General features: G+C 70.9%; 13 protein-coding genes, 1 rRNA gene and 1 riboswitch. Of the genes, 2 read left to right on the top strand and 12 right to left on the bottom strand.

Annotated features, from left to right (window positions below; translation table 11 throughout):
* The first annotated feature begins 380 nt into the window (after window positions 1–380).
* Window positions 381–587, top strand: coding sequence for a DUF5999 family protein (locus ACFWJO_RS31215; RefSeq protein WP_384423139.1), 207 nt, complete (start codon window positions 381–383; stop codon window positions 585–587).
* An 84-nt stretch (window positions 588–671) separates the two neighbouring features.
* Here the strand turns inward: ACFWJO_RS31215 and gcvP are convergent, their stop codons facing one another.
* On the bottom strand, window positions 672–3,557 hold the full coding sequence (gcvP, locus tag ACFWJO_RS31210; protein ID WP_386870553.1) for an aminomethyl-transferring glycine dehydrogenase: 2,886 nt from the start codon (window positions 3,555–3,557) through the stop codon (window positions 672–674).
* 178 nt (window positions 3,558–3,735) lie between these two features.
* Window positions 3,736–3,834, bottom strand: a riboswitch (glycine riboswitch).
* A 63-nt stretch (window positions 3,835–3,897) separates the two neighbouring features.
* Here gcvP and ACFWJO_RS31205 point away from each other — a divergent pair.
* A complete protein-coding gene (locus ACFWJO_RS31205) occupies window positions 3,898–4,323 on the top strand; it encodes a PRC-barrel domain-containing protein (protein WP_386870551.1) in 426 nt (141 codons plus the stop codon).
* A gap of 33 nt (window positions 4,324–4,356) precedes the next feature.
* Here the strand turns inward: ACFWJO_RS31205 and ACFWJO_RS31200 are convergent, their stop codons facing one another.
* The 11 genes from ACFWJO_RS31200 to rrf form a co-directional block, all read right to left on the bottom strand.
* Window positions 4,357–5,772: a DNA polymerase IV gene (locus tag ACFWJO_RS31200; RefSeq protein WP_386870549.1), complete on the bottom strand. Its 1,416-nt coding sequence runs from the start codon at window positions 5,770–5,772 to the stop codon at window positions 4,357–4,359.
* 81 nt (window positions 5,773–5,853) lie between these two features.
* A complete protein-coding gene (locus tag ACFWJO_RS31195; RefSeq protein WP_386870547.1) occupies window positions 5,854–6,486 on the bottom strand; it encodes a MerR family transcriptional regulator in 633 nt (210 codons plus the stop codon).
* Between the two features lie 201 nt (window positions 6,487–6,687).
* Window positions 6,688–7,161, bottom strand: a complete 474-nt coding sequence (locus ACFWJO_RS31190; protein ID WP_128976543.1) for a bifunctional nuclease family protein — start codon at window positions 7,159–7,161, stop codon at window positions 6,688–6,690.
* Window positions 7,162–7,225: 64 nt separating this feature from the next.
* On the bottom strand, window positions 7,226–7,972 hold the full coding sequence (locus tag ACFWJO_RS31185; RefSeq protein WP_386870545.1) for a MerR family transcriptional regulator: 747 nt from the start codon (window positions 7,970–7,972) through the stop codon (window positions 7,226–7,228).
* A gap of 28 nt (window positions 7,973–8,000) precedes the next feature.
* Window positions 8,001–8,963: an FHA domain-containing protein gene (locus ACFWJO_RS31180; protein ID WP_386870543.1), complete on the bottom strand. Its 963-nt coding sequence runs from the start codon at window positions 8,961–8,963 to the stop codon at window positions 8,001–8,003.
* Window positions 8,964–9,024: 61 nt separating this feature from the next.
* Window positions 9,025–9,837, bottom strand: a complete 813-nt coding sequence (locus ACFWJO_RS31175; protein WP_386870645.1) for a DUF881 domain-containing protein — start codon at window positions 9,835–9,837, stop codon at window positions 9,025–9,027.
* Window positions 9,838–10,076: 239 nt separating this feature from the next.
* On the bottom strand, window positions 10,077–10,409 hold the full coding sequence (locus ACFWJO_RS31170; RefSeq protein WP_015032176.1) for a small basic family protein: 333 nt from the start codon (window positions 10,407–10,409) through the stop codon (window positions 10,077–10,079).
* Window positions 10,406–11,335 (bottom strand): DUF881 domain-containing protein, encoded by a 930-nt coding sequence (locus ACFWJO_RS31165; protein WP_386870541.1) that lies wholly within the window; start codon window positions 11,333–11,335, stop codon window positions 10,406–10,408. The genes ACFWJO_RS31170 and ACFWJO_RS31165 overlap by 4 nt, the downstream gene beginning before the upstream one ends.
* 111 nt (window positions 11,336–11,446) lie before the next feature.
* Complete coding sequence (locus ACFWJO_RS31160) at window positions 11,447–13,942, bottom strand: sugar phosphate nucleotidyltransferase (RefSeq protein WP_386870539.1); 2,496 nt, start codon at window positions 13,940–13,942, stop codon at window positions 11,447–11,449.
* Window positions 13,943–14,057: 115 nt separating this feature from the next.
* Window positions 14,058–14,666 (bottom strand): CDP-alcohol phosphatidyltransferase family protein, encoded by a 609-nt coding sequence (locus ACFWJO_RS31155; protein ID WP_384423157.1) that lies wholly within the window; start codon window positions 14,664–14,666, stop codon window positions 14,058–14,060.
* A 139-nt stretch (window positions 14,667–14,805) separates the two neighbouring features.
* Window positions 14,806–14,898: ribosomal RNA gene (gene rrf / locus ACFWJO_RS31150) — 5S ribosomal RNA — on the bottom strand; the annotation flags it as partial.

Here is a 14,898-nt window from a genome sequence, read left to right as displayed (position 1 = left end):
CCCTTGTGGCGGCCTGTCTCCCAACCCCCCCCCCTCTCTTCGCCTCCCCAGGAAGCACAGCGTCCGTCCCCCCCCCCCCCCCTTTGCGCCGCTCCCCCCCGAACCCCCTGTGTTCCGGGCCCCCACTGCTGTCCGAGGCGGGTCCCGTTCGGACTAGCCCACTGGGACCACCCCGAACCCCCCTAAGTGACGGGGCGGTTGACCCGAACCGCCCCTGAGGGTGATGCGTCTTCCCAGGAGAGGACGAGCTGCCGCGAAATCCCTGCGGAATGCCGTCCGTAGGGCAAGACTGGGGACCGGAACCGAACCGACCGACGGGGGCGGCCATGCCGACGAAGAGCCGCAGGACATCCACCACGACGCAGCGAAAGAATTCCTCCATGTGCCAGCACCAGCCCGCCTGTCCCACCGCCGACTCCGCCGACCGGGAGGCCGCCCGCCCTGTGGCGCACCACCCGGAACAGGGCTGGAGCCTGCTGTGCAACGGCGTCCTCCTCTTCGAGGACACCGGTGAGCTGCTGCCGGACGGGCAGATCATCGCCCCGCACCGCCCGCTGACGGCGTCCGGAGTGACGACGGCGGCCTGACGGCCGTCCGACCGCCCCGTACGGGGACGGGAAAAGCCGAGGGCCGGCCCGGAGACACGCTCCGAACCGGCCCTCTCGTCATGCTCAGTTGTCGTACTCGTCCAGCGGCGGGCAGGAGCAGACCAGGTTGCGGTCGCCGAACGCCCCGTCGATCCGGCGGACCGGCGGCCAGTACTTGTCCGCGGCCGAGACGCCGGCCGGGAACACCGCCTCCTCGCGGGTGTACGCGTGGTTCCACTCGCCGCCGAGCGCCGCCGCGGTGTGCGGGGCGTTGCGCAGCGGGTTGTCCTCGGCCGGCCACTCGCCGGAGCCGACCTTCTCGATCTCGGCCCGGATCGCGATCATCGTGTCGCAGAAGCGGTCGATCTCGGTGAGGTCCTCGGACTCGGTGGGCTCGATCATCAGCGTGCCGGCCACCGGGAACGACATGGTCGGCGCGTGGAAGCCGTAGTCGATCAGACGCTTGGCGATGTCGTCGACGCTGACGCCGGTGCTCTTCGACAGCGGGCGCAGGTCGATGATGCACTCGTGCGCGACCAGTCCGGCCGGACCGGTGTAGAGCACCGGGTAGTGCGGCTCCAGGCGCTTGGCGATGTAGTTCGCCGCGAGCACCGCGACCTGGGTGGCGCGCTTGAGGCCCTCGCCGCCCATCAGGCGGACGTACGACCAGGAGATGGGCAGGATGCCCGCGGAGCCCCACGGAGCGGCGGAGATCGGGCCGACGCCGGTCTCCGGGCCCGCGGTGGGCTGCAGCGGGTGGTTCGGCAGGTACGGCGCGAGGTGCGCGCGCACCGCGACCGGACCGACGCCCGGGCCGCCGCCGCCGTGCGGGATGCAGAAGGTCTTGTGCAGGTTCAGGTGCGAGACGTCGCCGCCGAAGTGACCCGGCTTGGCCAGGCCGACCAGGGCGTTGAGGTTGGCGCCGTCGACGTACACCTGGCCGCCGGCCTCGTGCACCAGGCCGCAGATCTCGGAGACGTGCTCCTCGAACACACCGTGCGTGGACGGGTAGGTGATCATCAGCACGGCGAGCTCGTCGCGGTGCTGCTCGATCTTGGCGCGCAGGTCCTCGACGTCGACCTCGCCGTCCTCAGCGGTCTTCACGACGACGACCTTCATGCCGGCCATCACCGCGGAGGCGGCGTTGGTGCCGTGCGCGGAGGACGGGATGAGGCAGACCGTGCGCTGGGTGTCGCCGTTCGCGCGGTGGTAGGCGCGGACCGCGAGCAGACCGGCCAGCTCGCCCTGCGAGCCGGCGTTCGGCTGGATCGACACCTTGTCGTAGCCGGTGGCCTCGGCCAGGCGCTCCTCGAGCTCGGTGATGAGCGTGAGGTAGCCCTGCGCCTGCTCGACCGGGGCGAAGGGGTGGATCTGGCCGAACTCGGGCCAGGTCACCGGCTCCATCTCGGTGGTCGCGTTCAGCTTCATGGTGCAGGAGCCGAGCGGGATCATGCCGCGGTCGAGCGCGTAGTCGCGGTCGGCCAGCTTGCGCAGGTAGCGCAGCATCGCGGTCTCGGAGCGGTGCGCGTGGAACACCGGGTGGGTCAGGTACGCGTCGGTGCGCAGCGCGTCGGCCGGCAGCGCGTCCTCGGTGACGGCGTCCAGGGCCTCGGTGTCGGCCTCGACGCCGAAGGCGGCCCAGACGGCGGCGAGGTTCGCCCGCGTGGTGGTCTCGTCGCAGGACACGGAGACCCGGTCGGCGTCGACGCGGTACAGGTTCACGCCGCCCTCGCGGGCGGCGGCGACGACGGCGTCGGCGCGGCCCGGGACACGGGCGGTGAGGGTGTCGAAGAACGCGCCCTGGGTGAGCTCGACGCCTCCGGCCCGCAGACCGGCCGCCAGGATCGCGGCGTAGCGGTGGGTGCGCCGGGCGATGCCCTTGAGGCCCTCGGGGCCGTGGTAGACGGCGTACATGCCGGCCATCACGGCGAGCAGGACCTGCGCCGTACAGATGTTGCTGGTGGCCTTCTCGCGGCGGATGTGCTGCTCGCGGGTCTGCAGGGCCAGACGGTAGGCCTTGTTGCCGTCGGCGTCGACGGAGACGCCGACGAGGCGGCCGGGCAGCGAGCGCGCGTGCTTGTCCTGGACGGCCATGTAGCCGGCGTGCGGACCGCCGAAGCCCATCGGGACGCCGAAGCGCTGGGTGGTGCCGACGGCGATGTCCGCGCCGAGCGAGCCGGGCGAGGCCAGCAGCGTCAGGGCGAGCAGGTCGGCGGCCACGGTGACGATCGCGCCGAGCTCGTGGGCCTGGTCGATGACCGGCTTGATGTCACGGATGGCACCGGAGGCACCCGGGTACTGGATCAGGACGCCGAAGACACCGCGCTCGGCGATCTCGGCCGGGATGCCGGCGGACAGGTCGGCGACGACGACCTCGACGCCGGTGGGCTCGGCGCGGGTCTCGATGACGGCGATGGTCTGCGGCAGGGCGTCCGCGTCGACCAGGAAGACGCCGTTCTTGACCTTGCCGACCCGGCGGGACAGCGCCATCGCCTCGGCGGCGGCGGTGCCCTCGTCGAGCAGCGAGGCGCCGGAGGTGGGCAGACCGGTGAGGTCGGCGACCACGGTCTGGAAGTTGAGCAGGGCCTCCAGACGGCCCTGCGAGATCTCCGGCTGGTACGGCGTGTACGCCGTGTACCAGGCCGGGTTCTCCATGACGTTGCGCAGGATGACCGGCGGGGTGAAGGTCCCGTAGTAGCCCAGACCGATCATCGGGGCGAGGACCTGGTTGCGGTCGGCGAGGGAGCGCAGCTCGGCCAGCACCTCGGCCTCGGTGCGGGCCCCCGGCAGGGCCAGGGCCTCGGCGTTCTTGATGACGTCCGGCACGGCGGCGGCCGTGAGCTCGTCGAGGGAGCCGTAACCGACCTGGGCGAGCATCTTGGCCCGCGCCTCGGCGTCGGGCCCGATGTGCCGCTGCTCGAAGGGGATTCCCTGCTCGAGCTCGGAGAGCGGAATGCGGTTGGCGGTCATGTACGGGGGCCTCCTGGTCGTCACGACCTGCGAGGGGCACCTCGGCGCGGGTGCCCGGACGGCCTCCCCCTCTGTCATCTCAACCTGAGAGCTTCACCGGCGTGCCCTGCGGGCAGGCCGGCTTTCACCGTCGGTGAGAGCGGATGCCGTCGACGCCCGCCCTGCTTTCCAGAGTGACCTCGTCCGCGCGGTACGGGTGCCTGAGAGATTCCGGGGAGGATTTGCTCCTTCGGCGCCTCCGGAAGCCTTCTCCGGAGGACTCTCCCGCGCGGGGTCCACAGCCACAGCCAGCCTACCAGCGCCGTTCCTTCTCCCATCGCTCAAGTGGCCGACATCCCAGATGTGCACTTTCGTAGTGCTTGTAGAGCAGTTGCGACCAGTTGGAGGGACCGTGCAGACCGACATCGATCCGCGCAGCCTGATCGGCCGCAAGGCGTTCGACCGGAACGGACACAAGATCGGCACCGTGGACGAGGTGTACCTGGACGACGCGACGGGCGTCCCCGAATGGGCCGCCGTCCGCACCGGCCTGTTCAGCCGGGACGCGTTCGTCCCCCTGGAGCCGAGCGAGCTGGCGGGCGACGGCCTCCACGTCCCGTACGAGCGCGCGCTCATCAAGGACGCCCCCGACTTCGGCGTCGGCCGCCACCTCTCCCCCGAGCAGGAACTCCAGCTCTACCGCCACTACAGCCTCGCCCTGCCGCCCCCGCCCCAGGACACCGAGCCCCGCGACTTCGGCCGTCTGGCGGGCCAGGAGGAGTCCTGAAGCACCCTTCCCGCCCCGCGCGCCCCGGCGGGGCTACGCCGCCGCACCCGTCGCGCCGCCGGGGACCAGCGGCAGCGGGTCCGAGGGCTCGAGCTCGGGATCGTCGACCGGGAAGGTGCGCACCCGGCCGGGCGCCGAGGTCGGCTCCTCGAAGCGGACGGTGACCCGGCCGACGCCGCTGCCCTGCACCCAGCCGGGCCCGTACACGGCGTGCCGTACGTCGAGCCCGGGAGCCCAGCGCCGCTCGACCCGCTCCGTGGCCGTCACAGGCGCGGGCGCCACGGCCGAGGAGGCACCGACGCCCTCCTCGGCCCGCTCCGCGTCTCCCGCACCCTCCACGGCACCGGCCTCCGCCCGCACCTCCGCCTCCGCCTCCGCCTCCGCCTGGGCGAACAGGTCCTCCTGCGTGTAGTCCGCGAGCCCGCTGACCCCGACGCCGAGCAGCCGCACACCACCGGTCGTGTCCACCAGGTCCAGCAGCCGCGCCGCCGCCTCCCGCACCACCACCGGGTCGTCCGTCGGCCCCCGCAGCGTCTCGGACCTGGTCAGCGTCGAGAAGTCGTAACGCCGCACCTTCAGCACGATCGTCCGCCCCGAGTGCCCGGATCCCCGCAGCCGCGCCACACACCGCTCCGCGAGCCGCTCCACCTCCAGCCGGATCCGCAGCCGGTCGTGCAGGTCCACGTCGAAGGTGTCCTCCACGGACACCGACTTCGCGTCCCGCTCGGCCACCACGGGCCGGTCGTCGTACCCGAGGGCCATCAGGTACAGCGAGGCCCCGTGCGCCTTCCCGAGCAGCCGTACGAGCTCGTCCTCGCCGGCCTCCACCACCTCGGCCACCGTCGTGATCCCGGCCCGCCGCAGATGCTCCCCGGTCGCCGGCCCGACGCCCGGGATGATCCGCACCGAACGCGGCCCGAGCAGCTCCCGCTCCGTGCCCGGCTCGATCAGCACGAGCCCGTCCGGCTTGGCCTCCTCCGAGGCGATCTTCGCGAGCATCTTCGAGCCGGCCAGACCCACCGACCCGGTGAGACCGGTGGTGGCGAGGATGTCCCGCCGCAGCCGCTCCCCCGCCGCCCGCGCGCTCGCGCCGTCGTCGGCGACGCCCCCGGCCTCCAGGTCGACGAAGGCCTCGTCCAGGCTGAGCGGCTCGACGAGCGGCGAGAGCCGCCCGAGCAGTTCCATCACCTGGCCGCTGATCGCCCGGTAGAAGGCGAAGCGCGGCACGAGATAGGCCGCGTTCGGCGCGAGCCGCCGCGCCTGCGCCATCGGCATCGCCGAGTGCACGCCGAAGCGCCGTGCCTCGTACGACGCGGTCGCGACCACACCACGCGGCCCGAGCCCGCCCACGATCACGGGCTTTCCGCGCAGGCTGGGCTTCGACGCCTGCTCGGCGGCGGCGAAGAAGGCATCCATGTCGAGATGCAGGATCGTGGGCGCGGCTCTCACGGTTCCGATGCTGCCCCACACCACTGACAACCGGCCCGCACGCGCGTACGGACCGGTTCCGCCGGGCGCGGAGCCGCGGGGTCAGACGGCCCGGTCCCGGCGCCGCCGCGCCAGCTCGTCCGCCGGGTTGTGCCCGATCAGCGTCTCGCCGGTGTCCACGCGCTCGCCGTGGAGCTGCGACAGCGCCGCCTCCACGTCCCGCCAGACCACTCCCACGGCGATGCCGAAGACGCCCTGACCGCCCTGCAGCAGGTCGACCACCTCGTCCGGCGACGAGCACTCGTAGACCGTCGCGCCGTCACTCATCAGGGTCATCCGCTCCAGATCGCGGAATCCGCGGGCCCGCAGGTGCTGCACCGCCGCCCGGATGTTCTGCAGCGCGACCCCCGTGTCCAGGAAACGCTTGACGATCTTCAGAACGACGACGTCACGGAAGCTGTAGAGCCGCTGCGTGCCGGAACCGTAGGCGGGCCGCACGCTCGGCTCGACGAGGCCGGTGCGCGCCCAGTAGTCCAGCTGCCGGTACGTGATGCCGGCCGCCGCGCAGGCCGTGGGACCGCGGTAGCCGACGGTCTCCTGGGCCTCGCCCGGGGCCGCCGGGGGCGCGCCGGCGTCCGTACCGAGGTCGCCCACACTGCCGTGAAGCGGATACGGGCCCTTCTCCCCGGGGGCGCGCCCCAGGAAGCCCCCTGCCGTACCGTCGCCGCTGCTCATCACGCCGACCCTCCGTCCTTGACCTGCCCACACGAAGGTAGGCAGTCACTCGGGGTGCGTCAACGATCGCCACACTCGGCACGCCGAGTGATAATCACCCGAAGAGTGGTTTCCCGTGCCCCGTGTCGGGGAAAGGCTACTCGAATGCCTCGGGGCCGCTCCCCGGCCGCGGCCGGACGGGCCCCGGGCGAGTCCGGCGGACTACTGGTTGCTCGTCCCGAAGTCCTCGGGCGAGATCTGGTCGAGGAACTCGCGGAACTTCTCCACCTCGTCCTCCTGCTCGTCCGGAATCGCGATCCCCGCGTCGTCGAGCACCCCGTCGCTGCCGTAGATCGGCGTCCCGGTGCGCAGGGCGAGCGCTATCGCGTCGGACGGCCGGGCACTCACCTCGACACCGCTGGCGAAGACCAGCTCGGCGTAGAAGACGCCGTCGCGCAGGTCCGTGATGCGGACCTCGGTGAGCTCCTGCCCCACGGCCTCCAGCACGTCCTTGAAGAGGTCGTGCGTCAGCGGCCTGGCCGGGGCCATGCCCTGCTGGGCGAAGGCGATCGCGGTCGCCTCCCCCGGTCCGATCCAGATGGGGAGGTACCGGTCGCCTCCCACTTCACGCAGGAGCACGATCGGCTGGTTGGAGGGCATTTCCACCCGGACACCCACAACGTCGAGCTCGTTCACACAGCAACCCTAGGACGTGCCCGCCCGGTTTGGGTAGTCGGGCCGTCCGAAGGCCGTCCCCGGTTCACTGCAGCCGGAGCCCGAGAGCGGTCTGGACCAGTGCCGCGTGCAGGCGTACGGAGAGGCCCGCGAGCTCCTTCGCGGTGGCCTCCGCATGGGCCCTGGTCTGCGGATTGCGGTGCCGACGCAGCGGCGCGACGACCTGTTCGACGAGACCGGCCTCCCGGTCGGCGGCGGCCTTCACGGCCCGCAGGTGCCGGGGTTCCAGACCGAATCTCCCCAGATCCGCCACGAGCCTGGCGACGGTGACGGTCTCGGCGTCGTAGCCACCGCCCTCGGCCTGGGCGATCAGTCCGTACGACTCCCAGTCGGCCAGCTCGGCCTCGGTCACCTCGGCGGCGGCGAGCAGCTCCGCCCGGCCGACCCGCGCCGCGGTGGGACGCTCGGCCTCCCCGTCCCAGGCCCCGTCGAGCAGGTCGCGCGACGGACCCGCGGGCGAGGGCAGCCTGACCTGCTCACCCCGGGCCAGGGCGTCCAGGTGCTCGCGGATGACCTTGAGCGGGAGGTAGTGGTCCCGCTGCATCCGCAGGATCTGGGCGAGCCGCTCCACGTCCTGCGGACTGAACTTCCGGTACCCGGAGGCCGTGCGGCGGGGCTCGACGAGCCCTTCGGCCTCCAGGAACCGGATCTTGGAGATGGTCACTTCGGGAAACTCGTCGCGCAACTGGCTCAGCACCGTGCCGATGCTGACCAGTCGTTCGCCCGCGGCGGCGGTGCCGGGACCGGCACCGCCCGTCGGTGTACGCAGCATGGACCTTCCCTGAAGGTTCTCCGGGGCGTCACACGCCCCGCTGGCTCGCGAAGAACACGAGCCGGTACTTGCCGATCTGCACCTCGTCACCGTTGGAGAGCACGACCGAGTCGATCGGCTCGCGGTTGACGTAGGTGCCGTTGAGGCTGCCGACGTCCGACACCGTGAAGGTGCCGTCGGGCTGGCGCCGGAACTCCACATGACGGCGCGACACGGTCACGTCGTCCAGGAAGATGTCGCTCTGCGGGTGACGGCCGGCCGTGGTCAGCTCGCCGTCCAGCAGGAAGCGGCTGCCCGAGTTCGGACCGCGGCGCACGATCAGCAGCGCCGAGCCGGTCGGCAGGGCCTCCACCGCCGCCAGCGCCTCGGCCGAGAGCGCCGGGAGCGCGGTCTGGCCGGTGACCTCCGAGTCGTAGGCCTCGAGCCCCGAGATGGAGATCGTCGAGGTCGTCTCGGAAGCACGCTCCGGCGCGACTCCGCCACGCAGCGGCGTTCCGCAGTGGGAGCAGAAACGGCTGTCCGCCGTATTACGGTGACCGCACCTCGTACACACCGGCATGGACGCGTCCTCCTGCCGCGGCTGCCCCGCGGAGGTCTGGGTCGCGTACGGATCGGAGGCAAACCCTCCACCCGTACTTGAGGTTGATGGTTCTCCGAAACCTATGCGCCCGGCACCGGCAGGGTCAACAGAAGACGCGCCCTGTGTGCCCGGAATGTCTCCACCTTGGCCACCGACCTCGTCACGGAAGAGCGGGCGCTCGGCGCCCTGTTCCTCGCTCTGGGCGTGACGCGGCGCGCGATGCCTGGCGTCGCCGCCGTCCTCGCGTCCGCTCTTGCCGAACAACTTCGCAAACAACTTCACGGGCGATTCCCCTTGACCGAAACAGACCCGCCCGTGGGGCAGGACGAACCCTGACTGAACACACCTGCCGACCCGGACATCTTCACAACGTCCGTATCCACTCGACAGTTTCCACCACGCACCACCCATGTGGTGCGGCGACCCCCCGCAAGGTCATGCCCTTGCCGCGCGACCGTCATCGAGCCCCGCCTCACTGCGAGGACGACTGAGCGTAGTCAGGCCGCTTCGCAGGTCGCAAGGCGTCGACGACGATCTTCCCGGAACGCTCCACCCTGGCCGTGGCCTGCTCCTTCTCCAACGTCTGGACGATGCCGCCGGGGATGTTGAGCGCGGGCTCGAGATCCTCCGGCTTCCCGATGACCTTGAAGACGTACGGAGCGGCCACCTGCGTTCCATCGATCGACATGTCTCGTCCGCTGCCCGAGAAGTAGCTGTCGGCCACCACGCGCACGTCGTTGACCTGGATCGCCTCCGCGCCGGCCGCCCGCAGCTCCTGGATGGCGTCGAGCAGCATGTCCGACTCGACGGCACCGGCGGAGTCCGTGATCGTCAGCGTGATCCCGGGACCCTCGGCGGCCACCGTACCGGCCAGGATGCCGAGCTGCCGCTCCTTCTCCTGGGTCTGCTTGCGGGCCTCCTCGGCCTGGTCCGAGCTGGACTCCAGCTCGTTGCGCTGGCTCTCCAGACGGGTCTTCTCGTCCTCCAGGCGCTGGGTGCGGTCGTCGAGCTCGTCGAGGATCCGCACCAGGTCCTCCTGGCGGGCGCCGCGCAGCGCGCTGTTGTCGCTCGTCGACCGGACCTGGATGGCCAGACCGAGGCCGAGGACGAACAGCAGCAGGGCGACGACGAGTTGGGCCCGCGTCACCCGCGGCGGCCACAGACTGGCGGCCAGCCGCTGCCGCCCGGTCACCGACGGCTCGGACCGGGTCGCGGGCGCCGACGACGGCTGCGGCGCGGGCTGGGACGGGGGTACGGCCCCGGACGGAGGCTGGGACGGAGGCACGGGCCGCGGCTGGGGCTGCGGGCCAGGCTGCGGCTGCGGCTGGGCGCCCGGCTTCGGGCCCGGCTGGGATCCCGGCTGCGGTTGCCGGCCCGGCTGCGGTCGCGGCTGGGGCTGGGCGCCCGGGTGCGACTGCGGTCGCGGCTGCGGCGCGCCGGACTCGCCCGGCTCCCGCGCCGGCTGACCGTCCCGCCCGTTCGCGCTCGCGTTCTCGTTCTCGTGCTCGTTCTCGCTCATCGGCCTCACGCCCGGAACACGTGCCGACGGATGGCGGCGGCGTTCGAGAAGATCCGGATGCCCAGCACGACGACCACACCGGTCGACAACTGCGCACCGACGCCCAGCTTGTCACCGAGGAAGACGATCAGCGCCGCCACGACCACGTTCGACAGGAACGACACCACGAAGACCTTGTCGACGAAGATCCCGTCGAGCATGGCGCGCAGTCCGCCGAAGACCGCGTCGAGGGCGGCGACCACGGCGATCGGAAGATAGGGCTCGACCACCGCCGGAACCTCGGGCCGGACCAACAGTCCGACCACGACTCCCACGATCAGGCCCAGTACGGCGATCAAGATGTGCCCTTCCCTGTGTCGGCCGTGGCCTGCCCGGTGGCCTTCGCCGCCCCGGCTCCCCTCGGCTCTGCTGTACGTACGATCAGGCTCGACGCGGCCGGCAGACGCACGTCGCCCTCCGCCGAGATGCTCGTACGGATCCCGAAGTTCTCCTGCAGCGCGTGCAGGTACTGGCCGTCGGCGCTGTCCTGGAACGCCGTGCTCAGCCGCTGTCCGTCGCCGACGGCGAGGATCGTGTACGGCGGCACCAGCGGCCTGTTGTCGACCAGTATGGCGTCGCCCGCCGCCCGGATCGCCGACAGTGCCGTCAGCCGCTGACCGTTGATCGCGACCGCCTCGGCACCCGACTCCCACAGACCGTTCACGACCCGCTGCATGTCACGGTCGCGCACCCGCCCGGTGTCGGAGAAACCACTGCTCTCCCGCGGACCGCCGCCACCCGTGTCGGTGCCCTTGGCGTCGTCCACGACCAGCTTCACGCCGGGCCCGTGCACCGGGGTCGCCCCGGACAGCAGTGCCACCAGCTCCGCCTGGTCACCGCCGTGCTGCTCCAGCGCCTTGCGCTGCCGCTCGCCGACCTCGTCGCGGATCCGCTCGACGTCCCGCTCCAGCCCGTCCGCGGCCGAGGTCTCCGACTCGATCCGGTCGATCAGCTCCTGCCGCTCCTTGGCGACCACCGGCGCGGACACCCGCGCCTCGGCGGCACCCAGCGTCACGACGGCCGCCGCCAGCACCAGGCCCGCCGCGAGCCCGAGCTTGGCCCGAATCGTACGGGGCAGCCCACCGCCCTCGGCGGCGCGCCGGGCCGAGGCCTCCGCGTAACCGTCGTCCAGAGCGTGGTCGATCACGTTGTTCAGCAGCGACATGGACGCGTCCGGACGCGGAGGTGGCGTTCCTGTGCTCCGAACGGGGGGCTGCTGCGACATGCCGCACATCGTCGCACGTCGCACGCCCTACCGCCGAATGGCCCCACCGAAGAGCCGGGAGGTACCGACGCGTACCTCCCGGCCCGGACGCCTCGTCCGTCCGCCCCCGGCTCAGTGACCTGCGCTGTCGACGACGGCCGACCACTCGTCGAGCAGCGCCTGCGCGGAGCCGTCGTCCGGCCCCTCCGCCCACAGATGGGTGACGGCCTCCGCCGGGTCGGGCAGCACCATCACCCAGCGCCCGTCGGCCTCCACCACCCGCACACCGTCGGTGGTGTCCACGGACCGGTCACCGGCCGCCTCCACCACCCGGCGCATCACCAGGCCCTTCACCGCCCACGGGGTGGCGATGTCCCGCTTGAGCACGTGCGCGCGCGGGATCCGGGCGTCGATCTGGCTGAGCGTGAGCTGCGTACGGGCCACCAGACCGATGAGCCGTACGAACGACGCCGCACCGTCGAAGACGCTGCTGAACTCCGGCACGATGAACCCGCCACGGCCGTCACCGCCGAAGATCGTCGACTCCTCGCGGCCGACCCGGGTCAGGTCGTCCGGCGAGGTCGTCGTCCACTCCACCTGTGTGCCGTGGTACGCGGCGACCTGCTCGGCGATCCTCGTGGTCGTCACCGGCAGCGCGACCCGGCCCGACCGCCGCTCGGCCGCCACCAGGTCCAGCATCACCAGCAGCGCCCGGTCGTCCTCGATGATCCGGCCCCGCTCGTCGACCAGCGAAAGCCGCTCGCCGACGGGGTCGAAGCGCACCCCGAACGCGGCACGCGCCGAGGCGACGATCTCACCGAGCCGTACGAGACCGGCCCGCCGGCTCTCCGCCGACTCCGTGGGCCGCGACTCGTCGAGACCCGGGTTGATCGTCAGCGAATCCACCTGGAGCCGGCCGAGGAGACTCGGCAGCACGAGACCCGCGCTTCCGTTGGCGGCGTCCACGACCACCTTCAGGCCCGCCTCCGCGATGCCGGACGTGTCCACGTTCCGCAGCAGCGAGCCGGTGTACGAGTCGAACACGCTGGCCGGGAACGACAGGTCGCCGATCTCTCCGGGGAACGCCCGCCGGTACTCCTGGCGCGCGAACACCCGGTCGAGCTTGCGCTGGCCCGCCTGCGACAGGTCCGCGCCCCGCTCGTCGAAGAACATGATGTCCACGGAGTCCGGCGCACCCGGCGACGTGCGCACCATGATCCCGCCGGCCGAGCCGCGCGCCGTCTGCTGCCGCGCCACCGGCAGCGGCACGTTCTCCAGGTCGCGTACGTCGATGGCGGCGGCCTGCAAGGCCGAGATCACCGCCCGTTTCAGCGCCCGGGCACCACGGGAGTGGTCGCGCGCGGTCGTGACGGTCGCGCCCTTCTTCAGCGTGGTGGCGTACGCGCCGGCGAGCCGCACGGCCAGCTCGGGCGTGATCTCCACGTTGATGATGCCCGACACGCCACGGGCCCCGAAGAGGTGCGCCTGGCCGCGGGACTCCCAGATGACGGAGGTGTTGACGAAGGCGCCGGCCTCGATCGTCTTGAACGGGTAGACCCGGACGTTGCCCTGCACGATCGATTCCTCACCGATCAGGCACTCGTCCCCGATGACGGCCCCGTCCTCGATCCGGGCGGCCCGCATCACATCGGTGTTCTTGCCGACGACGCAGCCGCGCAGATTGCTCTGCTGCCCGATGTAGACGTTGTCGTGGATGACGGCCTTGTGCAGGAAGGCGCCGCTCTTGACGACGACGTTGGACCCGATCACGGTGTGCTCGCGCACCTCCGCGCCGGCCTCCACCTGGGCGTAGTCGCCGATGTACAGCGGCCCGCGCAGCACGGCGTCGGGGTGGACCTCGGCGCCTTCGGCGACCCACACGCCGGGCGAGATCTCGAAGCCGTCGATGTCGACCTCGACCTTGCCCTCCAGGACGTCCGCCTGGGCCTTCACGTAGCTCTCGTGGGTGCCCACGTCCTCCCAGTAGCCCTCGGCGACATAGCCGTAAATCGGCTTGCCTTCCTTCATCAGCTGCGGGAAGACGTCACCCGACCAGTCCACCGGAACGTCCGCCTCGACGTAGTCGAAGACCTCGGGCTCCATGACGTAGATGCCCGTGTTCACCGTGTCGGAGAAGACCTGGCCCCAGGTCGGCTTCTCCAGGAATCGTTCGACCTTGCCTTCCTCGTCGACGATCGTGATGCCGAATTCCAGAGGATTGGGCACCCGGGTCAGGCAGACCGTGACGAGCGCGCCCTTTTCCTTGTGGAAGCGGATCAGATCGGTGAGGTCGAAGTCGGTGAGCGCGTCCCCCGAGATGACGAGAAAGGCGTCGTCCTTCAGCGCCTCCTCGGCATTCTTCACGCTCCCCGCGGTGCCGAGCGGCTTCTCCTCGTTGGCATAGGTGAGCTCCATTCCGAGCTCTTCGCCGTCCCCGAAGTAATTCCTGACGAGAGAGGCGAGGAACTGCACGGTGACGACGGTCTCGTTGAGACCGTGCCTCTTGAGCAGTCGCAGGACGTGCTCCATGATCGGCCGGTTCACGACCGGCAGAAGAGGCTTGGGCATGCTCGAGGTCATGGGGCGAAGGCGCGTGCCTTCGCCACCGGCCATCACGACGGCCTTCATGTCGGAAGCGTCCTCCTTGAAGAGACGACGGTCCTGCCGACTTCACCTGTCCGCTCAATGGCCCTTAGGCGTCTTCATCCGGCCGGCGTCGTTGCCAGGCACAGGACGGACGGGCTCAATCGGCCGCGGTATCCGCCTTCACGAGTCGACGGACCTGGACCACGTAGAGGATCCCTGCCCACCAATACAGAGTTGTACCCCATCCGGCGAAGGCCCACCCGAAAACTTCGGCGAGTGACGCAAGCCATCCCTCTCCGTCACTGAGCAGCAGCAACGGGAACGCGTACATCAAGTTGAAAGTGGCAGCTTTGCCGAGGAAGTTCACCTGCGGCGGCGGATAGCCGTGCCGGCGGAGGATGCCCACCATCACCAGGAGCATCAGCTCACGGGCCAAAAGGGCGAGGGTCAGCCAGAGCGGAAGGATCTCCCGCCAGGTGAGGCCCAGAAGGGTGGAAAGGATGTAGAGCCGGTCCGCGGCGGGATCGAGCAGTCGACCGAGACTGCTGATCTGGTTCCAGCGCCGCGCGAGCTTCCCGTCGAGATAGTCGCTGACACCACTGAGCGCCAGCACGAGCAGCGCCCAGCCGTCACTGTTGGGTCCGCCGAAGACGGGCCGCAGGATCAACCACAGGAACAGGGGTACGCCGACGAGGCGAGCCATGCTGAGGATGTTGGGGATGGTGAGTACCCGGTCCGTCTGAACGCGGGTCTCCTGGACCTCCACCCGGGGGCCTCCTGTGGGAACGAGCTGACGATGGCCCCATGACCTTACCTTCAGCCCGGACGGCCGGCGGCACAGGGGTCTCCTGAACGCAGAAATGCCTCAACCCCCGAACACAGTCCGGGGGTTGAGGTCAAAATTTGTTCGGCGGCGTCCTACTCTCCCACAGGGTCCCCCCTGCAGTACCATCGGCGCTGAAAGGCTTAGCTTCCGGGTTCGGAATGTAACCGGGCGT

Source organism: Streptomyces sp. NPDC127092, assembly GCF_042722475.1.
GTDB lineage: Bacteria > Actinomycetota > Actinomycetes > Streptomycetales > Streptomycetaceae > Streptomyces.
The sequence above is the reverse complement of the archived record's forward strand: the minus strand, read 5'-3'. Positions and strand labels throughout refer to the sequence as shown.